We start from the raw sequence: 20566 nt of genomic DNA, 5'->3' as shown, positions 1-20566 counted from the left end.
GTGTATTCCGGACGCTGAATTGGTGGCGAAAGCCACTCGCTACAGGCTGACTCCCACGGTCACAGGTTCCGGATCCAGATGAATGCCGAAGCGCTCAGCAACCCCCTCGCGAACCGTGCGGGCGAGGGTCACCAGATCGGTCGCGGTAGCCGCGCCCCGATTGGTCAGCGCCAGCGTGTGTTTGGTCGACAACCGCGCTGGAGACCCGTCGCCCGGAAAGCCCTTGGCGAAGCCGGCGCGCTCGATGAGCCAGCCCGCCGAGAACTTTACCCCGCCGTCCGCGGGATAGGTGGGCACGGCCACGTCCGCCCCCAGATGTGACGCGATCGCCGCGCGCACCGCGGCCACCTGCGCATCCGGAATCACGGGATTGGTGAAAAACGAACCCGCACTCCAGGTGTCGTGATCCGCCGGATCCAGCACCATGCCCTTGCCCGCCCGCAATCGCAGCACCGCGGCGCGCACCTCCGCCGCGGGCCGGGACTCGCCTTCGGTCGCACCGAGCGCGCTGGCCAGTTCGCGGTAGGCGAGCGGCGCGCTGGAACCGTCAGCACGCAGGGCGAATTCGACCGCCAGCACCACGGCGGCGTCACTGTGCTTGAGAACCGAAGTGCGATAACCGAATCCGAGCTCCTCCGGCCCGGCCCAGCGAATCTCGCCGGTCGCGCGGTCCAGCAACCGCACCCGGCGCAGCAAACTCGCCACCTCGACACCGTAGGCGCCGACATTCTGGACCGGTGTGGCACCGGCCGAACCGGGAATTCCGGACAGACATTCGAGACCGCCCGAACCGGCCGCCACGGTCGCGGCCACCACCGCGTCCCAGTTCGCGCCCGCCTCGGCGAGCACCGTGTCACCGGTGATCTCGACGTCCTCGGTCGCGATCCGCACGACAACCCCGTCGAACCCGTCATCGCCGATGAGCAGGTTGGAGCCACCGGCGATGAGCAGCACCGGAATTCCGGCCGCGTCCAGTTCGCGCACGGTCGCCACCAGGGCGTCGGTGGTCACGCAGTCGGCGACCGTGGCCGGACCGCCGACCCGCAGGGTCGTCAGCTCCGCCAACGGGACCGCGGCACGCAGCCGCGCACCGGTCGCCGTCAGCCGGTCCCGCAGGTCGTCGAACGACACCACCCGAGAAGTACGCACAGGCACAGACGGTAGCCTGTCCGACCATGGCGACACCTCTGGCCTTCACTGCGCACTCGACACATCCCATGGCCGCGGTGCGCGCGGCGTTCGCCGACGAGCAGTACTGGAAGGACCGCATCGAGGCGGTCGGCGGCCCCAATGCCCGCATCGAGAACCTTGTCATCACCGGTGACCAGGTGCGCGTCGACATGGTGCAGACGATTCCGGCCGAAGAGCTGCCCGCGCAGATCACCGCGATCAAGCCCGACGGCCTGACCATTCCGCGCACCGAGACCTGGCACGGCAGCGGCGGCACCGTCGAGGCCCGCGTGGACGGCGCGCCCGCCACCGTGAACGGCACCCTGACCGTCACCGACGACGGCTCCGGATCCACTTTCGTGGTGGACGGCTCCATCGACGTGAAGATCCCGCTGTTCGGCAAGAAGATCGAGGCCGCCATCCAGCAGCACCTCACCGAGCTGCTGGAGCGCGAGGCCGAGTTCACCGACACGTGGCTGAGTTCGCATTGAGCACCCCGGTTCACAGCCGGCGACCCGCCCCAAGGTCGCACTGACCGGGGTCGCCCGGCAGTAACCTGACCGATCGTGGCACGCCGACTCGACTACTCCGCGCGGTATCCGCTGCACACCACGCAAGAGGTGTACGCCGCGATGATGAACCGCGAGCACTGGGATGCCCGCATCGAGGAACTGCGCAAGCATTCCCCGAACGACATCGTCGGCCTCGACGCCGGGGACCATGGCATCACGATCGAACTGCGGCACGTGCTACCCCGCGACACCCTGCCCGAGATGGCGCAGATGGTGGTGCACAGGGACATGGTGATCACCCGCCGGGAAACCTACGGCCCCTACGGACCCGAGGTGACCGGCGAGTACACCGCCGAAATCCCCAACAGCCCAGGCACTCTCGGCGGCACCATGCGTTTGTTCCCCACCGAGACCGGTTGCACGCTGCGCACCTCCTCGCGGGCCCAGGTCCACCTTCCGTTCTTCGGGCGCAGGCTCGAACAGCTCATGCTGGTCAACCTGGTGGACCTGTTCCGCGCCGAAGCCGAGGTGACGAAGGTTTGGCTGGATCAGCAGCACCCCGTCGGGTAGCCAAGCCGATCGGCACGATCACCCGCGGCACCACCGGCATCAACCGGCTGCGCCGCGGCGATCGCTGGATGGCGCACGACTCCCTCGTCGCCGGGCGATTGCTCGATGCCGTGGATCCGCTCGTGGTGGATCTCGGTTACGGCGCCAGCCCCGTCACCACCCTGGAGATGGCGGCCCGCCTGCGGACCGTCCGGTCGGACCTGCGGGTGGTCGGCCTGGAGATCGATCCGGAGCGCGTGGTTCCCGGCCGGGACGGGGTGGTGTTCGCGCGCGGCGGTTTCGAACTCGCGGGCCTGCGCCCGAGCCTGGTGCGGGCCTTCAACGTGCTGCGCCAATACCCGGAATCCGCTGTCCCCGAAGCCTGGTCGACCATCCAGTCGGGTCTGGCTCCGGACGGCCTCCTCCTCGACGGCACCTGCGACGAACTGGGCCGCCGCTGCGCCTGGATCCTCCTCGACCGCACCGCACCCCTCTCCCTGACCCTCGCCTGGGACCCCTTCACCGTCGGCACCCCCTCCGACATCGCCGAACGCCTCCCCAAGGCCCTCATCCACCGCAATATCCCCGGCGAACCCATCCACACCCTGCTCACCGCCGCCGACCGCGCCTGGGCCGTCGCCGCGCCCCTGGCCCCCTACGGCCCCCGGGTCCGCTGGCGGCACGCCTCGAACCTCCTGTGCGAGCAGGGTTTTCCGCTCCGCCCCTACCGCCGCCGCCTGCGCGACAATCTGCTCACCGTCCCCTGGTCCGCCGTCGCACCCCTGCCCTGAGCGGGCACGCCGGCCGCACGCGGATCAGGGAGCTTGTGGCGCAGCTCCTGGATCGTGCCGGAGATCGCGGCCGGGGCCAGCAACGAGCGCGGGGCGAAGGGCTGCCGCCAGAGGCCCCCGTGGGCCGCGCCGGCGGCGAAGAGGGCCTCCGGGTTGGCATTTCGGGATTCGTCGTCCGCGAACAGATCCGCCACCAGTTTGGCGGCGAGCAGGGTGCGGGCGGTGGCGGGGTCGAAGACCTCGATGCCGAAACGGGAGGCGGCACGGTATGCCGCAGTGCGCCAAGGGTATTCGCGGGCGACGCTGCGGGTCCAGGCGGGCGGGGCGACCGTGAAGGACACGGTGTGCTCCGCCGCCCGGGCCAGGACGGCTCGCCAGCGCGGAAGACGTTGGGCCAGGGCGTAATCCGGTCCGGCCAGGGCGGGCAGATTGTCGAACAGACCCCAGGCCCCGCCCTCGGAGTCGAAGATCGGGCGCGTGTAGTTGAGGCGATAGAGCGAGTGCGGGGCCACGCGATGCAGGAGATCCTGAGCGCTGCCACGGATACCGCGCTCCGCCAAGCGATCCCGGGCCGCCGCCACCACCGAGGCGGGCACGGCGTAGGTGTCGGTCGGCGAGCCGAGCAGCGCGAGAACGGCATCGGAATGATGCCGCAGCAGGGTTTCGGCGAGCACGTCGGACGCGGCGGCGAGCCGGACACCGGCCGCCCCGGGCAGCCCGGCATACAATCCGAGCACCGGCCGGGCATCACTGTGCGCGGTGATCCACCTGGCCAGAGCGGGAAAACTCCGGGAGATGTCCACGCCGGGTTCGCCGTCCGCGACCGGGAACCGCATGACACCCGCCCCGGCCTTCGCGACGGCCCGCAACCGCTCCCATCGCACCCGGCCCGGCCGATCCACCGCGAGCACGTCCGCGCCCCACCCCAGCAGCGGCCGCAGCGGTCCGAGCTCGGCGTCCGCACCGGTCACGGTCACCCGGAAACCGGGCAGCCGCAACCATTCCGGATGGTCGACGACCCGCTCGATCGCCGCCACGAAGTCGGCTTCCAGAATCCCGCGGGTCTGCCACTCGGCCAGGCGCAACCGCAGCGCGTCCTCTGCCAGCAGCAACCCGCGCCACGGCACCTCGAGGCGTTTCGCCGCGGGGGCCGCGCCCGGGACCTCGGCGGTCTCCAGGACCGTCCCGCCGGCCTCGGCGTCCACATCGACGGTGTCCAGCGCCGCCACCGTGCGCCCGACCGTGAACCGCAGCATGTGGCGCACCGCGCCCAGCCCCGCCTCGGCCATGCCGATCGAAACCTCCGGCGCGCCGATGGCCAGCGCCGTCATGCCCCGGAAAACCCGGTGGTAGCCGCGCCGCCAGTCCCGGCAGGTCTCCACCGACTGCGCCAGATCGGCGTCGTAGGGCCGGATCGCGTCGGCGACCGCAGCCGCCGAGAACATGTCCGCGATCCGCTCGGGCGGGCCCGGAGGAAACACCAGATCCCACACGTCAGCACCGACCGTCCCCATGAACAGTCACCCTGCCATGAAATGAGCCGCCGCAAAACTCGACGACCCCACCGCGAAAAACCCCGGGAGGCCCCTAATGCGGGTCCTCCTGGGCGCGGGTCAGGGCCCGGTGCAGCCGGGCCGCCGTGGCCGGATCCAGAGCGGTACTGGCGGAACGAATTTCGGCGCGGGCGCAGCGGTGGATGGCGACGGCGTCGGCCACCACCTCGTCCAGCGCGGCCTGCCCGATCCCGGCCTCGGCCAGATCCAGCACGGTCCGCAGCGGCGTGGTCACCAGGAAGGCCCCCGCCGACTCCACATCCTTGCGGGCGAAGCTGCGCCGCAGCACCACCAGCCGCGGCGACAGCGGGAACCGCCCGACCCGCGCCGACAGGTGCACGAACCGCGGCCGCAACCGACCCAGCCCGTGCAGTTCGGCGGCGCTGTGGTGCGAGACCGCCGCGGCCCCGTCGAACCAGGCCGACCACATGGCGTACTCGTCGAGCGGCCCGTCCGGCCAGTCGGCCATGCGCAGCAACCCGACCCCCGAACGCAGGATGCTGCCGTCCCGCAACCCGTCGCGAATCCGGACCTCACATCCGGTGCGCAGCACCTGACGGGTGGTGAAATACCCCGCGTGCCGCGCGGCCTGCTCCCGCAACGCGTGCCATCCGTACTCCGGATCGGGCTCCGGTGCCGCGTTCCCAGCCATGACATTCAGGATAAGCGGCACCCATGTGCGTTATGTCACAATCCACGCGTGTGAGCCGACACCTCACAGGATGCACAGAGCTCACTCAGAAAGCTCGGGAAGAATCGCCTCCATGAATTCGGAACCCACCTCGGACGACGCGATCAAGCGCGACGCCACCGTCGCGCAGCCGGACAACCCTGCCGCGCAGGCGGTCGAATTCGGCAAGCCGGACAGCACGCCCACCGAAATCCTGGGTGCGGAGCACGACTCGCCCACCGAGGTGCTCAACGGCCAGGGCGCCACCACCGACTGGTGGAACGACCCCACCGCCCAGCACGGCGCCCAGCCCACCCAGGCCCTCCACCCGGGCGAGGCGGCCTACGCTCCCGGCGCCACCGCCGGTCCGGGCCACTCGGCCGGTACCGCACCGACCACGGTGCTGCCGGCCGGCACCGGCGCCTCCGGTTCGATTCCGCAGCCCGGCGGCACGCAGCTGCCGCCCGGCACGCCGCCGCCCCCGATGAACGGCGGTGGCGGGCAGGGCGGCTCGTCCGGCAAGCGACGAAATCGCAAGCGGACCCTGCTCATCGTGGGCCTGGTGTCGACGCTGCTGGTGGCGGGCGGCCTGGCGGGCGGTGAGGCCTACGCCCGCAACAAGGTCGAAAAGTGCATCAGCTCGCAGTTCCAGGCGCAGATGGGCTCCAAGATCGATGTGTCGTTCGGCTGGAAACCGCTGCTGCTCACCATGTTCGACCACAAGGTCGGCTCGGTGACGGTGAACAGCGACGACTCCAAGTTCGGCCCGGCGCAGGGCATGGTCGTGCACGCCACCTTCAAAGACCTCGAAATGTCCGATGGCGGCAAGCAGGCCACCGTCGACAGCTCCACCGCCGACGTCACCTGGAACACCGACGGCATCACGAAAACGCTGGGCGGCTTGGTCTCCGGCACCACCGCCGATCCCGGCTCCGGCACGCTGAGCTTCGCAGTGCTGGGCGGCCTGGCCCAATTGCAGGTCAAGCCAAAGATTGTCGGCGACAAGATCGAGGTCGACACCCTGCAGGCGTCACTGCTCGGCTTCGGCCTGCCCACCGATCTGGTCTCGGGCATCGTGGATCTCATGACGCAGAGCCTGCAGAGCTACCCGCTGGGCCTGCAGCCCACCAAGGTCGAGGTCACCAAGGACGGCCTGCACGTCGCGCTGCAGGGCGGGCACACCGAGCTGAAGGCGGATCCGAACCAGCAGCAGCAACCGATCGACTGCTAGTCCGGAAACCCTTCCAGCACTTCACGAGACCGCGACAGTCCCAGCCGCGTCGCGCCGGCGGCGATCAGTTCCGCCGCCTGCGCCGCGCTCCGGATACCGCCACTGGCCTTCACCCCGAGCCGCCCGCCGACGGTCTCCGCCATCAACCGCACGGCATGCGCGCTCGCACCGCCCGCGGGATGGAATCCGGTGGAGGTCTTCACGAAATCCGCGCCCGCCCGCTCGGCGGTCCGGCACACCTCGGCAATGGCTTCGTCGGTGAGCGCGGCTGATTCGATGATCACCTTGAGCAGCGCCCGATCCCCGATCGCCTCGCGCACCGTGACGATGTCCGCCAGCACCGCGTTGTAATCGCCGGCCCGCGCCGCGCCGACATCGATGACCATGTCCACCTCGGCCGCGCCCTGGTCCACCGCCAGCCGCGCCTCGGCCCCCTTCACCAGCGAATGATGTTTGCCGGAAGGGAAACCCGCGACCGTGGCCACCACCAGACCCGGCGCCCGCACCGGCAGCATGGACGGCGACACGCAGATCGCGAACACGCCCAGTTCGCGCGCTTCGTCCACCAGCGCGGCCGCCTCGGCGGGTGTGGCATCTGGCGACAGCAGGGTGTGATCGATCATCGCCGCCACGTCACGACGGGAAATCTGTGCCATGAGCACCGAGTTTGGCACACGCCAGGCGAATTTCGTTGCGGGCCGCCACCGTTGTCGCGCAGACTTGTAGGCGTGCTGATCCGTCGTGAACGTACCGGCGATGCCGCCGCGATCGACGCGGTGCACCGCAGCGCCTTCGATCGCTCCGCGGATGCCGACGGTGATACCCCCTCTTCCGAGCCGATCGGCGACCCCGTCGAAGTCGGTCTGGTCCACCTCCTCCGCGACGACGGATCCGCCTGGATCCCGACCCTGTCGCTGGTGGCGGAGTTCCACGATCAGATCGTCGGGCACGTCTGCCTCACCCGGGCCGGCATCGGCCCGTTCCCGGTGCTGGCGCTGGGCCCGATCGGCGTTCGCGCCGACCTTCAGGGCAAAGGCATCGGCTCGGCTCTCATGCACGCAGCCCTCGGCGCCGCCGACGCTCTCGACGAACCACTGGTGGGCCTGCTCGGCAGCCTCGAGTACTACCCGCGCTTCGGTTTCGCCCCGGGCAGCCGGCTGGGCATCGTCCCCGACCAGCCGGAGTGGGCCACCCACTTCCAGGTCCGCCCGCTCACCGCCTACGAACTCGAGATCAAGGGCGAATTCCGCTACGCCGACGCCTTCTACATGCTGTGACCGCGGCCCGGCATGCGGGTGAGCGGGGCCACTGAATCACCCCTTTGATCCGGTGCCCGGCGGTTGCTGGGAGGATATCCGGTATGAGTTCCACCCTGGACGACCGTCGTTACGTGCTCACCCTGGGCTGCCCGGATCGTCCCGGCATCATCGCCCGCATCACCTCGTTCATCGCCGATTTCGGCGGGTCGATCGTGGAGGCGGGTTACCACTCCGACCTGGAAACCGGGTGGTTCTTCACCCGGCAGGCGCTCGAGGCCGCCACCGTGCCGTTCGATCTGGACGAGCTGCGCAGCCGCTTCACCGCCGTCGCCGCCGACCTCGGCCCGGAAACCGACTGGCAGGTGCACGACTCCGGTGAACGCCGCCGCGCGGTGCTGCTGGTCTCCAAGGACGGCCACTGCCTGCACGACCTGCTCGGCCGGGCCACCAGCGGCGAGCTCCCCGCCACCATCGAGGCCGTCATCGGCAATCACCCGGACCTGGCCGGCATGACCGAGGCGCACGGCGTCAAGTTCCACTACGTGCCCTTCCCCAAGGACCCGGCCGAACGCGGCCCGGCCTTCGAGCAGGTGCGCGACCTGGTCGACGCGCACGACCCGCACGCCGTGGTGCTGGCCCGGTTCATGCAGGTGCTGCCGTCGGAGCTGTGCGAGCACTGGGCGGGCAAGGCCATCAATATCCATCACAGCTTCCTGCCGTCCTTCGTCGGCGCGCGTCCCTACCACCAGGCCTTCGCCCGCGGCGTCAAGCTGATCGGCGCGACCTGCCACTACGTCACCGCCGAGCTGGACGCGGGCCCGATCATCGAGCAGGACGTCACCCGCATCGACCACTCCGACACCGTGCGCGACATGGTCCGCCAGGGCCGCGATATCGAGCGGGTGGTGCTGGCCCGCGGCCTGCGCTGGCATCTCGAGGGCCGGGTGCTGGTGCACGGCCGCCGCACCGTCGTCTTCGAATAGGACCCGAAAAGCCAACGCCCGCCCCGGTTTTCCCAGGGCGGGCGTTGTCGTTTCCGAGGTCAGCCGGCGACGGCGACCGGGGCGCGGCGCGACCGGCGGATCACGCGGTGCAGCTCCACATTGAACGCCTTCTCGGCCTCGATGTTCACCAGATGCCCGGTGGGCAGAATGGTGTACCGGTCGAGATGTCCGGCGGCGGCGAGGGTGTCGGCGATCTCGCGCGAATGCACCTCCGGCAGCAGCCGATCGTGCGACCCCGCGATCACCGTGGTCGGGACCGTCAAATGCGCTGCGGCACCGTGCAGATCGAGTTCGAGCAGGCCCCGGGCCACGGCCGCACGCACCGACGGGCGGCAGGAACGGACGATCGAGGTGCCGAAGAGGATCTGGTCACGGGTGGCGGCCGGAGTCATCAGCCGATGCTTGGCGATCAGGTTGACCGCGGGGCCGCCGGGCAGCGGCACCGGCGTGCCGAACAGCGCCAGCGCCAGCCAGTCCGGGCCCGGGATCACATCGTTGAGCAGCGGAATCACGGTGGCGCGGTTGGGAATCTGACGCGCGGCGGTGGTAGCCAGCAGCACTGCCGAGGCCCGATGCTGGACCTGGTGCGGATAGCGGTCGGCCCACGCCTGAATGGTCATGCCGCCCATGCTGTGCCCGACCAGCACCGCCCGCCGGCCCGGACGCAGTACCGCGTCGAGCACATCGGAGAGGTCGTCTGCGAGCTGATGGGCGCTGAAAGTGCGCGTGCCGCTTTCGCTTTCGCCGTGGCCGCGCTGATCGAAGGCGACCACGCGGTATTCGCCAGCGAAGGCATTGATCTGCGGGTTCCAGTATTCGATGGCACAGGACCAGCCGTGCGCCAGCACGATGACCTCACCGTCGGCCGGACCGTAGGCGTGTACGCGCAGCTTCGCGCCGTCACGCGTGGTGACGGGGATGACCTCGGTGGGCCGTGGGGTATTGAGCGATGCGGTCCGGTAGTTCCGGGACCGCAGCCCGGAGCGGAAGGGCGCGGTCAGCGCGTCGGCGCCGACACCGGCCTCTGGCAGTTTCACCAGCATGAGCACTCCTTTGTGTTCCAGACCACCGTAACGCGCTAACCAAGGTGCTTGCAATAGCAAGCAGGGATATATCTTCTTGCTCTACAACTATGTTCGTCGTGACTGCCGTCTCTGTTAAGGAACCTCAGGGGTGGGCGAGCCCACCCCTCAGGCGCCGACCACCCGTGCGGGGATTCCGAACGCGGACTTGGCGATCCGGTCGAGTTCGGCATTGAACTCCCGGTACGCCTCCACATTCCCCAGGTGACCGGTCGGCAGGATCCGGTACCCGTCCAGGCTGCCGGTCGCGGTGAGCATCTCGACGATCCGCTCCGAGTGCACCGGCGGGGTCATATCGTCGGCCGACCCGGCGATGACGGTGGTCGGCACGGTCAGCCTGGCCGCCCCGCGCCCGACATCCAGGTAGGACAGCAGGGTCCCGAACCGGCCGCGCACCCGCGCCGGGCACGAGCGCACGATGTTCAGGCCGAAGGCGGCAACATCGCCGACCGCGGCCAGGCTCATGATCTGCCGTCGGAACACCCACATCACCGGCAGGATCGGCGGGAAGAGAATCGGGGCGCTCAGCCCGAGCAGGCCGATCAGGAACGGCAGCTTGGCGATACCCCGATTGAAGAACGGGACCACGGTGGTCTCGGCGATCAGGTCGCCGGCCGCGGTATTGGTGAGCAGCACCGCGAGCAGCTGCCGCCGCACCCGCTGCGGATACCGGCCCGCCCAGGCCTGAATCGTCATGCCGCCCAGGCTGTGCCCCACCAGCACCGCACGCCGGCCCGGCTTCAGCACGACGTCCAGGACATCGGCGAGATCGTCCGCGAGCTGGTCGGTGGTGAGCGGCGCGGTGCCCTCGTCGCTCTCGCCGTGGCCGCGCACGTCGTAGGCGATGACGCGGTATTCGCCGGCGAAGGCGTTGATCTGGGGGTTCCAGTATTCGAGGCAGCAGGTCCAGCCGTGCACGAGAACGATCACATCGCCGTCGGCCGGGCCGTAGGCGTGCACCCGGAGCCGGGCGCCATCGGAGGCGGTGACCGGGACGACCTCGCAGGGACCGGCCGGCGGATTCAGATCCGCATTGCCGTAGGTCCGGGTGCGCAGGTCCGCCCGGTGCTCGCGCACCAGGTCACGAAACTTCCGGCTGAGGTCCGCCCGGTGAGGCAGCATTGCCCGCATAGGACACTCCTTTGTGTTACTGCTAGATACAGTAACCCGCGCCGGCCCGTGCTTGCTAGTGCAAGCACCCGAAAAGTTCCCGAGCCGGAACCCACCTCACCCCTGGCCAGCGCATTGATGTGAACAAAAAATGACCGCCACCCGGATGATCCGGAGTGGCGGTCGAGTGTCTCGAACGCGGGTTACCAGCGCGGCCCGCGCTGGATCTCATCCACCTTGGGCCGGACATCGGCGAGGTAGACGCCGGTGGCCACGATCGCCGCGATACCCAGAATCCCCACCGGGGTCTGCGCCAGCAGCAGGGCGCCCAGCGACGCCAGCAGAATCGCGATCCACACCGGCTTGGTCAGCTTGTCCACGGCCGTGAAGGCATCCGGGCGCTGGCGAATCGCGTGCACGAGCGCGAACACCGTCATGCCGAGCGCACACAGCTGCAACACCGTCAAGATCAAGCTGGGGATTCCCATCACCTCACCCATCATACGGGTGAAGCCCTGCCCACCAGGGCTTCTCACCACGACACGGGTTGCGGAACGCCGATGCCCACACCGCCCGGCAGCACCGAACCCTTCGGAGGGTGACTGCGTTCCCCTGAAACGCGGTCGCCCTCGCACACGTGAGTGTGCGAGGGCGACAAGCTTTTTCGCGAAGTGCGAGATCTACTTCTTGGCGGGGGCAGCCTTCTTGGCGGGGGCAGCTTTCTTGGCCGGAGCCTTCTTGGCGGCAGCCTTCTTGACCGGGGCGTCGTCCTCGACCGGAGCGGTCTCGGTGGTCACGTCCACGACCTCGGCGTCGACGGTCTCCTCGGTCTCGGCCTCTTCCTTACCGGCGAGCCCGATGTAGGGGCCGACCTGGTCGCTCACCTTGCCGATGATGTCCTGGGTCTGCGACAGCAGGTCGTTGTAGCGGGTCTCGACCTGCTCGAAGCGCTCCTCGAAAGCCGGGTTGCTGCGCAGCTTCTCGACGGTCTCCTCGCCGCGGGCGGCCAGGTCGGCGTACAGGTCCAGCAGCTGGTGGTAGTACTGGTCGACCAGCTTGCGCAGCTCCTCGGCGGTGGCCTTCTCGCGCAGCTCGGCCAGGTCCTCGGGCAGCTCGGACGGCAGCGCCTGCACGCGCTGGCGCAGGGTCTCGGCCTGCTCCTGCAGGTCGGCCGGGAGGTTGGCGACGCGCTCGCGGGCCTCGTCGATGCGGCCCTGGACGTCGGCGGAGGTGGCGCGCTCGCGGATCTGCGAGACGGCGTCGAGCACGGCGGCGTAGATGGCGTCACCCGCTCCGACCGTGGCATAGATCGGCTTGGTCACGGTCGCGGTCAGGTTCGATTCGGTCATGATGGTTCGCTCTCCTGGCGTGGCGGAACTTCGGTTGTGCGGTGCGGAACCTCGTTGTCCCTGTTTCCCCCGGGAACGCCCCCCATTAGCTCCGTTGCGTCCCCTCTGTCCTCGTTCGCCTGGTTTTCCCGGCAAAACGATTCATAGATGTCCAGGAGGACCTGCTTCTGACGTTCGGTCAAGCCGGTATCGGCCAGCAGGGCATCCCGGACAGGGCCGTGCGGCCTCTGCTCGAGGTACCCGGCCCGCATGTACAAGACCTCCGAGGAGACCCGCAGACCCTTCGCGATCTGGGCGAGTACCTCGGCGGACGGGTTGCGCAGCCCGCGCTCGATCTGACTCAAGTACGGATTGCTCACCCCCGCCAGCTGTGCGAGCTGACGCAGCGAGACCTGGGCGGCCTCGCGTTGCGCCCGGATGAAGCCCCCGATGTCGTGAGCCGCGTTGGCTACGCGACCCGTCCGATCTCCGGCGGCGGACGTCTCCGCGCTGTCGCCCTCGATCGGTTCGGGAACCTCGGGATCGTGCTTCATCACTCACCTTCCGGCGGTTGTGCGGTCAATTCTAGGACGGGGTGCTAACTCTTGCAAGCGCTCTGCTAGCGCAGTTCACCGAATGGCGCGTGGCAAACAGCCGGCGCTCCGCCCGCAGCGCTTATTGGTCAAATGTTCAGCCATTGAACAGCAAATGGGAGGCGGCATAGATGACCAGGCCCGCCAGCGAACCGATCACCGTGCCGTTGATGCGAATGAATTGCAGATCCTTGCCCGCCGCCAATTCGATCTTGCGGCTGGCCTCCTCCGCATCCCAGCGGGCAACAGTGTCGCTGACCAGCGACGCGAACTCGGCGCCGTAGTTCGTGACCAGGTACCGGACGCCGCGCTCGAGCCAGCCGTCCACCTTGTCCCGCATGGCGGCGTCGGTCGAGAGCCGCTCGCCCAGCTGCTGCACATTGTCGGCCACCTTGCGGCGGAGCGTGGAATTCGGATCGTCGGCCGACTCGAGGATCATGCGCTTGGCCGCCCGCCAGGTGGCCTGCGCCATCCCGGTGACCTCGCGCCGGCCCATGAGCTCGGTCTTGATCTTCTCCGCCTTTTCGATCATGGCGTCGTCGAATTGCAGATCGTGGGCGAAATCCTCGAGGAAGCGATTCGCCGCCAGCCGCACCTCGTGATCGGGCTGGGTGCGCACCTTCCAGGTGAATTCCACCAACTCCCGATAAATGCGCTCGGCCAGCAGCGAATTCACGAATTTCGGGGCCCAGGACGGCGCGTCCCGGTTCACGATGCGGTCCAGCGTCTCCTGCGAGTCCAGCGCCCACTGGTGCGCACGCTCGGCCAGCAGGTCCAGCAGCGGAGCCTGCCGGTTGTCCGCGATCAGCTCGTTGAGCACCTTGCCGATGGGCGGACCCCACAGCGGCTCGGCGATGCGCTTGACGATGGTGTTGTCGATGATCTGCTCGACATCCTCGTCGCGCAGCACGCCGATGACCGCGCGCAATATGGTCGCGCTCTCGTCGGAGATGCGTTCCGCGTGCGCCGGTTCGGCCATCCAGCGGCCCAGCCGGAGCGGGATCTGCGCGGAATTCACCTTGACGGCGACGGCCTCCGGCGACAGGAAATTGGTGCGCACGAATTCGCCGAGTCCGGCGCCCACCTGATCCTTCTTCTTGCGGATGATCGCGGTGTGCGGAATCGGCAGGCCCAGCGGATGCCGGAACAGCGCGGTGACGGCGAACCAGTCGGCCAGCGCACCGACCATGCCGGCCTCGGAGGCGGCCTTCACATAGCCGACCCACTCACCACCCGCGCCGCGCGAACTCATCCAGGCGCAGACGATATAGATGATCGTGGCCGCGGCGAGAAAGCCGGTGGCAATGGCCTTCATGCGCCACAGTTCGCGCTTCTTGCCCTCTTCGTCCAGGAGATCGGCGAACGCTCCGCCGCCGTTGGGTGTGGTCTTCATCGGCTTCGGCTCGGTCGTGTCGAGTACCCCGGCACCGCCGGCAGGTTGCTCCATATCGTCCATTCTGGCGCGTGGTGTGATGAACTCCCCGCCACCGGGCCCTTCCCGATCGGCGACGATCCACAGCATGGGAGGCTTAAGCTGAATAGGCCCAGGCCCAGGACGCGAACAAGGAGCCAACGCAGCGTGACCACCAAAGGCAGCGTGAGTGCCGCCGTGGAGGCGGCCACCGGTCCACGCGGTGGTCGTGTCGACGGCCGCAAACGCCGCTGGCAACAGCACAAGATCGACCGGCGCGAGGAGCTGGTGGACGGCACCCTCGCCGCCATCCGCAAGCGCGGCGGCGACGCCGGCATGGATGAGATCGCCGCCGAGATCGGCGTCTCGAAAACCGTGCTCTACCGGTACTTCTCGGACAAGCAGGACCTGACCCGCGCCACCATGGAGCGGTTCATCGAGACCACGCTGATGCCGCGCATCTACGAGGCCATCAGCGACGACCTCGACGAGTATCAGCTGGTCCGCAATACCTTGGCGGCCTATGTGCACACGGTCGACTCGGACACCGACGTCTACCGGTTCATCATGGGCAACGGCTCGGCCACCGACACCTCCACCCTCGCCGATTTCGAGAAGCTCTTCGCGCAGGTGGTCTCGGCGGTCATCATCGACAAGTCCTTCGACCGCGGCATCCAGACCGAAGGCGCGATGCTGTGGTCCTACGTGCTGGTCGGTGGCGTGCAGCTGGCGACCGACTGGTGGATCTCCAACCGCACCATGTCCAGCGAGGAAATGCTCGACTACCTCACGATGATGGCCTGGAGCGCCATCGAGGGCATGGTCCGCGCGGGCGGCGACCGGCACTACTTCAACGCGCGCCCGCACGTGCTGCCGGACCCGGAAAACCGCGAAAACAGTGCTAGCTGACGGCTAGCACTCGAGTTCGCAGTGTGGTTAGGCTGAACCCGGCGGACCACACCACGGGGTGCCCGCCGTGTCGGCACCAACGGGGGTGTTGGCTCCCATGGAGGGTCACTATGGCGAAAGAGCTGCCCACATCCAGGCTTGCGCGGGGGACGAAGCTGGGAATTGCCGTCGCCGGTAATGCCTTGCGCGCCCAGAAGACTCGACGCTCCATGCGCGGCCGCTCCGAGGCCGTGCGGGCGCGGATGGCCGAGGAGTCCATGATCCGGGCCACCGAGCAGATGGTCATGGTGCTGGGCACCATGAAGGGTGTGGCCATGAAGCTCGGGCAGATGCTGTCCGTGCTGGACCTGGATCTGGTGCCGCCGGAGCATCGGGAGCGGTTCCAGCGCCGGCTGGCGATACTGCGCGACAGCGCGCCCACGGTGTCGTTCGAGGTGATGCGGGCGGTCATCGAGGAGGACTTCGGGCAGCCGCTGGAAGCCGTCTTCGCCGAATTCGATCCGGAACCCGTGGCCGCGGCCTCGATCGGGCAGGTCTACAAAGCGACGCTGCACGACGGCCGCGAGGTCGCGGTGAAGGTGCAGTACCCGGGCATCGACGTCGCGGTGCGCGCGGATCTGAAGAACCTGGCCATGTTCCGGCGCATCCTGCAGTCGGCCATGCCGTGGGTGACCCCGGCCGTGCTGGACGAACTGCGCCTGAATCTGGAGAGCGAACTCGACTACGTCGCGGAAGCCACTACCCAGAAACAGATTTCGGAGTTGTTCACCGGGCACCCGTTCATCGTGGTGCCGAGCACCTACCCGGAACTGTCCACCACCCGCGTGCTGGTGAGCGAGTATTTCCCGGGCCGCGGCTTCGACGAGATCCGGGAACTGCCCGCGGCGGAACGCAATCGGATCGGCGAGATCATCTACCGCTTCTACGTGGGCTCGCTGTTCACCTTCAACGAGTTCTGCGGCGACCCGCATCCGGGCAATCTGCTGCTGGGCACGGACGGCCGGGTGGCGTTCCTGGACTTCGGGCTCTTCAACCGGATGGATCCCGAGCACGTGCAGTTCGAGGCCATCTGTATTCGCGCCGCGGCCGAGGAGCGGGCCGAGGATCTGCGCGATCTCATGGTCGAGCGCGGGGTCATCGATTCGCCGGAGGAGATCACGCCCGAGGAGTGCCTGGAATACGTGCTGGCGGCCTGCGAGTGGGCGCTGGTGGACGAGGATCTCACCATCACCCCCGAATTGGCCTCCGGCGCTTTCGTTCTGGCGGTGGATCCGCGGGCCAGCGAGTTCACCGGGATGAAGCAGCAGAATCTGCCGCCCGAGCACCTGTTCTCCCGGCGGGCCGACTTCCTCACCTTCGGCATGCTGGGGCAGCTGGAGGCGACCGGCAATTGGCATCGCATCGCGCGCGAGTGGCTCTACGGGGACGAGCCGGTCACCGAACTCGGCCGCGCCCATCACAACTGGCTGGCGAGCCGCCCGGCTCCGGCGCCGACCACCGGGGGGCCGACCAAGAAGACCCGTAAGCGCGCCGCCAAGGCGTGAAACCTCACCAACGGGAAAGAGAGCCATGGCCAACAGGGAATTCGACATCGTCCTATTCGGGGCGACCGGCTTCGTAGGCAAGCTGACCGCGCAGTATCTCGCCGAGGCGGCACCGGTCGATGCGCGCATCGCGCTGGCCGGGCGGTCGCCGGAGAAGCTGGCCGCCGTGCGCACGGAACTCGGGGCCGCGGCGGCGGAATGGCCGCTGGTGCAGGCGGATTCCACCGATCAGGCCAGCCTGGACGCGCTGGCGGCGCGCACCTCGGTGGTGGTCACCACCGTGGGCCCCTACCTGCGCTACGGGTTGCCGCTGGTGCAGGCGTGCGCCGAGAAGGGTACGCACTACGCCGATCTCACCGGTGAGCCGCTGTTCATCCGGGAGTGCATCGACCGCTTCGGCGAGCGGGCCGCCGAGACCGGCGCGAAGATCGTGAATTCCTGTGGCTACGACTCGATTCCGTCGGATCTGAGCGTGTATCAGCTGTACAGGCGCAGTGTCGCGGACAACGCCGGCGAGCTCACCGACGTCACCCTGGTGGCCTGGCTCAAGGGTGGGGCCAGCGGCGGCACCATCGATTCCGGGCGGGCCATGATGGAGGCCATCGCGGAGGATCCGAGCAAGGCGTCGTTGATGTCGCACCCGTATTCGCTGAGCCCCGACAAGGCCATGGAGCCCGATGTCGGCCGCCAGAGCGATCAGGCGCTCTCGCGGGCCTCGGCCATCGATCCGAGCCTGGACGGCTGGGTGGCGACCTTCTTCATGGGCGCGCACAACACCAAGATCGTGCGCCGCTCCAATGGCCTGCTGGGCTGGCCGTACGGCAAGAACTTCCGCTACCGGGAGGTCATGAGCGCGGGCTCCTCGGCCACCGCGCCGCTGGTCGCCGCGAGCATCGCGGGCGGGATCGTGGCCACCATGGCGGCGGGCGCGGTGCTCTCGCGAGTGGCCGTGGGCCGCAAGCTGATCGACCGCATCGTGCCCAAGCCGGGCACCGGGCCGAGCGAGCAGGCCCGGCGCAGCGGCTGGTTCACCATGCGCACCTTCGCGCACACCACCTCGGGCGCGAAGTACGAGTGCACCTTCGCCGGTAAGGGTGACCCGGGCTATCAGGCCACCTCGGTCATGCTGGGCCAGTCCGGCCTGTGCCTGGCCTTCGACAGCCTGCCGGAACTGGCGGGCATTCTCACCCCGGCCTCGGCCATGGGTGACGCGCTGACCGAGCGGTTGCGCGCGGCGGGCATCACCATCGAGGTCGCGCCCGCCTGACGCGCCGCGGCGATCATGTCCGGCGCACCACGGCGATCACGCCGGAGTGCTGTATTCCGCGATGAGCTCGCGGTAGCGATCGAAGGCGGGCTTCGGCGTGTAATCCGAACGCAGGAGCCCGAATTCGAGGTTCATATCGCCCTGATCGCTGTAGGAGTCGCGCAGGCCGAAGTGCTCGTAGGTGGTGATGTTGAGCTCGCCGGCCAGGCCGTCTACGAGGCGCACCACGGTCCCGAGCATCTCGGCCTGCCGCGCACAGGACCGGTCCGGCCCGGTGGCCCAGCCGTTTTCGGTGATGTGGATGGGGGTGGTGGCCGGAATGCCCGCAGCTGCCAGGCTTTCGCGGCGGAAGGCGGTCACCACCGCGGTGATGGCGGCTTCCAGGCTCTCGGCGGCGATCGGGCGGAAGACGTCGGGGAAGAAATCCAGGCCGACATAGTCGAGCGCGGCGGCGAATTCGCGCCCGCCCCGGCGGCCCAGATCGGTCCAGAACTCCTGTGCCGGATCGAAGATCGGTGTCGAGTTGCAGCCGATGCGGACAGCGAGGCCGAGCCGGTCCACCTCCGCGCGGGCGGCGCGCACCCCCTCGATGATGGCCTGCCGGACCTGCGGGTAGCCGCCGTTGCCGCCGGGTCCGGCATGGTTGGGCTCCTCCGCGATCTGCAGTGAGCAGAGCGCCGGTCCGTAGTCGCGAATCTGCTTGCGCAGGAACGCGAGCCAGCCGGTGAGGTCGTCGCCGGGTTCGTGGAAGCACACCACCAGATCGAGTTTCCGGTGCGCCGTGGCGTACTGCCAGGGCTGCGGCGGGGCCTCCTGGAATCCACCGCGCGCGTCGCTGTAGAGGACGTAGCCGCGCACCACGAACGGATGCTCGCCGTGCAGTTCGTCCAGGGCCGCCGTGATGCGGTCGGCCTGTTCCGGTGGGCCGGGCGTGACATTGCCGAACTGATCGCCGGCGAGTCCGCCGGCATAGATGCCGAATCTGAGCGTCATGGGTCCGACCGTACCTCGAATTTTGGTGTCACACCAATTTTAGTGTCACACCTATACTGCCTTGCGACAGGAAGGAGAGGTCGTTGGCACTGCGCGAGGAGAAGAAGCGCGCCACCCGGACCGCATTGGCCGACGCCGCCATGGCGTTGTTCGTGGAGAAGGGCTTCGACAAGGTGACCGTCGCCGAGGTGGCGCGCGCCGCGAACGTCTCGGTCAACACGGCGTTCAACTACTTCCCGACCAAGGAGGACCTGTTCTTCGACCGTCAGGACGAGGTCGCGAACCGGCTCGCCACCGCGGTGCGCGACCGGGTGCCGGGCGAGTCGGCGGCCGCGGCCGTGCGGCGCGCCTTCCTCGACCGGGTGCGGCGCGACGATCCCACCCTCGGCCTCTCCCCCGGCGCCACCACCTTCTGGCGCCTGATCGACGACAGTCCCGCCCTGCAGGCCCGATTGCGCCGGCTCGGCGAGCAGACCGAGACGGCGCTGGCCGAGGCGCTCGCCGAGGCCACCGGTACCAGCCCGGACGACCCCACCGCGCGGCTCGTCGCGGCTGCCCTCGCGGGCCTGGATCGCGCGCTGCACGCGGAGATCCGCCGGGCCACGCTGGCGGGTGCGGACCCGGAGACGGTGCACGCCACCGTGATCCGAGCGGCGACCGACGGATTCGACACGGCCGTAGCGGGACTCGCCGATTACGCCACCCGGCGATAGCAACCCGCCGAATGAGTGCGGCAGGTCACAGATTGCGCGTGCCGGTGACAGGCAGCACCCGCAGAATCTCTCCGGTAGGGTCGCGGACGGGACGGAGGTGGTACCCAAGAAAGGGGGGTCGGCCACGTGAAATGGATCCTGACCCCGGACGAGTTCGCGATGATCTGGACCCGCGAAACCGATCTGGAACGCCGTCCCTATCCGCTCGACACGACTCCGGCGACACCCGAGAATCCCGACGACGCATCGCAATTCGGGCCGATCACCCCGGGCGGAGCGCCGGCCCGCTTCCTGCGCCGCACCGATCCCGACCTGGCCGCGGCACTGGCCCTGTGCGCCCGCACCGACACCACCACCGTCACCCTGTACGGCGAGCGCACCGCCGGCCCGGAGGCCCGGCGCATTCTCGCCTTCGCGGCGGTGGCACAGCAGCGGGTGGGCATTCTGGTCTCGCTGCCGGATGCGGTGACGGTATCGCTGTGTCCCGCTGAGCAATTGGGGCGGGAACTGGTGGAGGTCATCGGGTCGGCGCCGCCGGGACGGCTGGAGCCGCTGCGCGAACCGCAGCAGGCGGTGCTGTATCCCGACGCCGCCGGCACCGGCGCGGAGGCCGACCGCTTCCGCCGCAAACTGCGGGAACCGGTGGACGGGCGCGGATTCATCACCGTCACGGTCGAACCGGCGAATCCGCTGTCGCCGCCGACCCGGCATCGCACCTGGCTGGATTTCTCCGGCGACGGCCGCTACCTGCTGACCACGGCCGCCGACCTCACCCTGACCCCGGTCACCGATGAGGAATTGGCCGCGCACCTGGTGCAACTGGCCCGGGTTTGAGTGCGGGCACCGGACGGGTTCGGCGCGGTTGCCTGCGGGAAAC

Annotated in this window: 22 protein-coding genes; 11 read left to right on the top strand and 11 right to left on the bottom strand. The window is 68.9% G+C overall.

Going from position 1 to position 20566, the window contains the following annotated elements; genetic code table 11:
* Nucleotides 1-39: 39 nt before the first annotated feature.
* On the bottom strand, nt 40-1131 hold the full coding sequence (locus ACFXHE_RS36415) for a UDP-N-acetylmuramate dehydrogenase (RefSeq protein WP_379389266.1): 1092 nt from the start codon (nt 1129-1131) through the stop codon (nt 40-42).
* A 44-nt stretch (nt 1132-1175) separates the two neighbouring features.
* Here ACFXHE_RS36415 and ACFXHE_RS36410 point away from each other — a divergent pair, with 44 nt between their 5' ends.
* The 3 genes from ACFXHE_RS36410 to ACFXHE_RS36400 all read left to right on the top strand — a co-directional run bounded on the left by ACFXHE_RS36410 (nt 1176) and on the right by ACFXHE_RS36400 (nt 3022).
* Nucleotides 1176-1661, top strand: coding sequence for a DUF2505 domain-containing protein (locus ACFXHE_RS36410; protein ID WP_379389207.1), 486 nt, complete (start codon nt 1176-1178; stop codon nt 1659-1661).
* A 75-nt stretch (nt 1662-1736) separates the two neighbouring features.
* Nucleotides 1737-2252: a DUF2505 domain-containing protein gene (locus tag ACFXHE_RS36405; RefSeq protein ID WP_379389206.1), complete on the top strand. Its 516-nt coding sequence runs from the start codon at nt 1737-1739 to the stop codon at nt 2250-2252.
* A complete protein-coding gene (locus ACFXHE_RS36400) occupies nt 2222-3022 on the top strand; it encodes a class I SAM-dependent methyltransferase (protein ID WP_379389205.1) in 801 nt (266 codons plus the stop codon). The genes ACFXHE_RS36405 and ACFXHE_RS36400 overlap by 31 nt, the downstream gene beginning before the upstream one ends.
* Here the strand turns inward: ACFXHE_RS36400 and ACFXHE_RS36395 are convergent.
* Together ACFXHE_RS36395 and ACFXHE_RS36390 are read right to left on the bottom strand one after the other, a co-directional pair.
* Nucleotides 2956-4536: a hypothetical protein gene (locus ACFXHE_RS36395; protein WP_379389204.1), complete on the bottom strand. Its 1581-nt coding sequence runs from the start codon at nt 4534-4536 to the stop codon at nt 2956-2958. The two genes, ACFXHE_RS36400 and ACFXHE_RS36395, sit on opposite strands and share 67 nt — an antisense overlap.
* A gap of 73 nt (nt 4537-4609) precedes the next feature.
* Nucleotides 4610-5227, bottom strand: coding sequence for a hypothetical protein (locus tag ACFXHE_RS36390; RefSeq protein ID WP_379389203.1), 618 nt, complete (start codon nt 5225-5227; stop codon nt 4610-4612).
* A gap of 112 nt (nt 5228-5339) precedes the next feature.
* Here ACFXHE_RS36390 and ACFXHE_RS36385 point away from each other — a divergent pair, with 112 nt between their 5' ends.
* Nucleotides 5340-6476, top strand: coding sequence for a DUF2993 domain-containing protein (locus ACFXHE_RS36385; RefSeq protein ID WP_379389202.1), 1137 nt, complete (start codon nt 5340-5342; stop codon nt 6474-6476).
* Here ACFXHE_RS36385 and deoC read toward each other — a convergent pair.
* Nucleotides 6473-7132 carry a deoxyribose-phosphate aldolase gene (deoC, locus tag ACFXHE_RS36380; protein ID WP_379389201.1) on the bottom strand — a complete coding sequence of 220 codons (660 nt, stop codon included), beginning with the start codon at nt 7130-7132 and terminating at the stop codon, nt 6473-6475. The two genes, ACFXHE_RS36385 and deoC, sit on opposite strands and share 4 nt — an antisense overlap.
* A gap of 72 nt (nt 7133-7204) precedes the next feature.
* Between deoC and ACFXHE_RS36375 the strand changes: the two genes are divergently transcribed.
* Together ACFXHE_RS36375 and purU are read left to right on the top strand one after the other, a co-directional pair.
* A complete protein-coding gene (locus tag ACFXHE_RS36375; protein ID WP_379389200.1) occupies nt 7205-7753 on the top strand; it encodes a GNAT family N-acetyltransferase in 549 nt (182 codons plus the stop codon).
* Between the two features lie 83 nt (nt 7754-7836).
* Nucleotides 7837-8718 carry a formyltetrahydrofolate deformylase gene (purU, locus tag ACFXHE_RS36370; protein WP_379389199.1) on the top strand — a complete coding sequence of 294 codons (882 nt, stop codon included), beginning with the start codon at nt 7837-7839 and terminating at the stop codon, nt 8716-8718.
* A 59-nt stretch (nt 8719-8777) separates the two neighbouring features.
* Here purU and ACFXHE_RS36365 read toward each other — a convergent pair whose 3' ends face one another.
* The 6 genes from ACFXHE_RS36365 to ACFXHE_RS36340 form a co-directional block, all read right to left on the bottom strand.
* The gene (locus tag ACFXHE_RS36365; RefSeq protein ID WP_379389198.1) at nt 8778-9782 is read right to left on the bottom strand and encodes an alpha/beta fold hydrolase; all 1005 of its coding nucleotides are present in this window, start codon (nt 9780-9782) and stop codon (nt 8778-8780) included.
* Between the two features lie 147 nt (nt 9783-9929).
* Complete coding sequence (locus ACFXHE_RS36360; protein WP_379389197.1) at nt 9930-10952, bottom strand: alpha/beta fold hydrolase; 1023 nt, start codon at nt 10950-10952, stop codon at nt 9930-9932.
* Between the two features lie 182 nt (nt 10953-11134).
* Nucleotides 11135-11431, bottom strand: a complete 297-nt coding sequence (locus ACFXHE_RS36355) for a DUF2516 family protein (protein WP_354847175.1) — start codon at nt 11429-11431, stop codon at nt 11135-11137.
* A gap of 180 nt (nt 11432-11611) precedes the next feature.
* On the bottom strand, nt 11612-12280 hold the full coding sequence (locus ACFXHE_RS36350; RefSeq protein ID WP_379389196.1) for a heparin-binding hemagglutinin: 669 nt from the start codon (nt 12278-12280) through the stop codon (nt 11612-11614).
* Complete coding sequence (locus ACFXHE_RS36345; protein WP_051152945.1) at nt 12277-12813, bottom strand: helix-turn-helix domain-containing protein; 537 nt, start codon at nt 12811-12813, stop codon at nt 12277-12279. Before ACFXHE_RS36345 ends, ACFXHE_RS36350 begins: the two co-directional genes overlap by 4 nt.
* Before the next feature lie 136 nt (nt 12814-12949).
* Complete coding sequence (locus ACFXHE_RS36340; RefSeq protein WP_379389265.1) at nt 12950-14245, bottom strand: DUF445 domain-containing protein; 1296 nt, start codon at nt 14243-14245, stop codon at nt 12950-12952.
* Between the two features lie 186 nt (nt 14246-14431).
* Here ACFXHE_RS36340 and ACFXHE_RS36335 point away from each other — a divergent pair, with 186 nt between their 5' ends.
* From ACFXHE_RS36335 to ACFXHE_RS36325, 3 genes are all read left to right on the top strand, one after another.
* Complete coding sequence (locus ACFXHE_RS36335; protein ID WP_379389195.1) at nt 14432-15172, top strand: TetR/AcrR family transcriptional regulator; 741 nt, start codon at nt 14432-14434, stop codon at nt 15170-15172.
* A 110-nt stretch (nt 15173-15282) separates the two neighbouring features.
* Nucleotides 15283-16716 carry an ABC1 kinase family protein gene (locus ACFXHE_RS36330; RefSeq protein ID WP_379389194.1) on the top strand — a complete coding sequence of 478 codons (1434 nt, stop codon included), beginning with the start codon at nt 15283-15285 and terminating at the stop codon, nt 16714-16716.
* Between the two features lie 25 nt (nt 16717-16741).
* Nucleotides 16742-17983: a saccharopine dehydrogenase family protein gene (locus tag ACFXHE_RS36325; RefSeq protein WP_379389193.1), complete on the top strand. Its 1242-nt coding sequence runs from the start codon at nt 16742-16744 to the stop codon at nt 17981-17983.
* A 36-nt stretch (nt 17984-18019) separates the two neighbouring features.
* Here the strand turns inward: ACFXHE_RS36325 and ACFXHE_RS36320 are convergent, their stop codons facing one another.
* The gene (locus ACFXHE_RS36320) at nt 18020-18976 is read right to left on the bottom strand and encodes a hypothetical protein (protein ID WP_379389192.1); all 957 of its coding nucleotides are present in this window, start codon (nt 18974-18976) and stop codon (nt 18020-18022) included.
* Between the two features lie 83 nt (nt 18977-19059).
* Here ACFXHE_RS36320 and ACFXHE_RS36315 point away from each other — a divergent pair, with 83 nt between their 5' ends.
* On the top strand, nt 19060-19689 hold the full coding sequence (locus ACFXHE_RS36315) for a TetR/AcrR family transcriptional regulator (protein WP_379389191.1): 630 nt from the start codon (nt 19060-19062) through the stop codon (nt 19687-19689).
* Nucleotides 19690-19815: 126 nt separating this feature from the next.
* Nucleotides 19816-20523: an ESX secretion-associated protein EspG gene (locus tag ACFXHE_RS36310; RefSeq protein ID WP_379389190.1), complete on the top strand. Its 708-nt coding sequence runs from the start codon at nt 19816-19818 to the stop codon at nt 20521-20523.
* The last annotated feature ends 43 nt before the right edge of the window (nt 20524-20566 follow it).

The sequence above is a fragment of the Nocardia sp. NPDC059229 genome, from assembly GCF_042754165.1.
GTDB lineage: Bacteria > Actinomycetota > Actinomycetes > Mycobacteriales > Mycobacteriaceae > Nocardia.
Note: the sequence above shows the minus strand (reverse complement) of the source record. Positions and strands in the feature narration are given on the sequence as shown.

Excerpts from the sequence above, each read along its gene's own strand:
- ACFXHE_RS36410 (WP_379389207.1), top strand. The coding sequence starts at position 1,176 with ATGGCGACACCTCTGGCCTTCACTGCGCACTCGACACATCCCATGGCC.
- ACFXHE_RS36395 (WP_379389204.1), bottom strand. The coding sequence starts at position 4,536 with ATGGGGACGGTCGGTGCTGACGTGTGGGATCTGGTGTTTCCTCCGGGC.
- ACFXHE_RS36390 (WP_379389203.1), bottom strand. The coding sequence starts at position 5,227 with ATGGCTGGGAACGCGGCACCGGAGCCCGATCCGGAGTACGGATGGCAC.
- ACFXHE_RS36385 (WP_379389202.1), top strand. The coding sequence starts at position 5,340 with ATGAATTCGGAACCCACCTCGGACGACGCGATCAAGCGCGACGCCACC.
- deoC (WP_379389201.1), bottom strand. The coding sequence starts at position 7,132 with ATGGCACAGATTTCCCGTCGTGACGTGGCGGCGATGATCGATCACACC.
- purU (WP_379389199.1), top strand. The coding sequence starts at position 7,837 with ATGAGTTCCACCCTGGACGACCGTCGTTACGTGCTCACCCTGGGCTGC.
- ACFXHE_RS36365 (WP_379389198.1), bottom strand. The coding sequence starts at position 9,782 with ATGCTGGTGAAACTGCCAGAGGCCGGTGTCGGCGCCGACGCGCTGACC.
- ACFXHE_RS36360 (WP_379389197.1), bottom strand. The coding sequence starts at position 10,952 with ATGCGGGCAATGCTGCCTCACCGGGCGGACCTCAGCCGGAAGTTTCGT.
- ACFXHE_RS36355 (WP_354847175.1), bottom strand. The coding sequence starts at position 11,431 with ATGGGTGAGGTGATGGGAATCCCCAGCTTGATCTTGACGGTGTTGCAG.
- ACFXHE_RS36350 (WP_379389196.1), bottom strand. The coding sequence starts at position 12,280 with ATGACCGAATCGAACCTGACCGCGACCGTGACCAAGCCGATCTATGCC.
- ACFXHE_RS36345 (WP_051152945.1), bottom strand. The coding sequence starts at position 12,813 with ATGAAGCACGATCCCGAGGTTCCCGAACCGATCGAGGGCGACAGCGCG.
- ACFXHE_RS36340 (WP_379389265.1), bottom strand. The coding sequence starts at position 14,245 with ATGAAGACCACACCCAACGGCGGCGGAGCGTTCGCCGATCTCCTGGAC.
- ACFXHE_RS36330 (WP_379389194.1), top strand. The coding sequence starts at position 15,283 with ATGGCGAAAGAGCTGCCCACATCCAGGCTTGCGCGGGGGACGAAGCTG.
- ACFXHE_RS36325 (WP_379389193.1), top strand. The coding sequence starts at position 16,742 with ATGGCCAACAGGGAATTCGACATCGTCCTATTCGGGGCGACCGGCTTC.
- ACFXHE_RS36320 (WP_379389192.1), bottom strand. The coding sequence starts at position 18,976 with ATGACGCTCAGATTCGGCATCTATGCCGGCGGACTCGCCGGCGATCAG.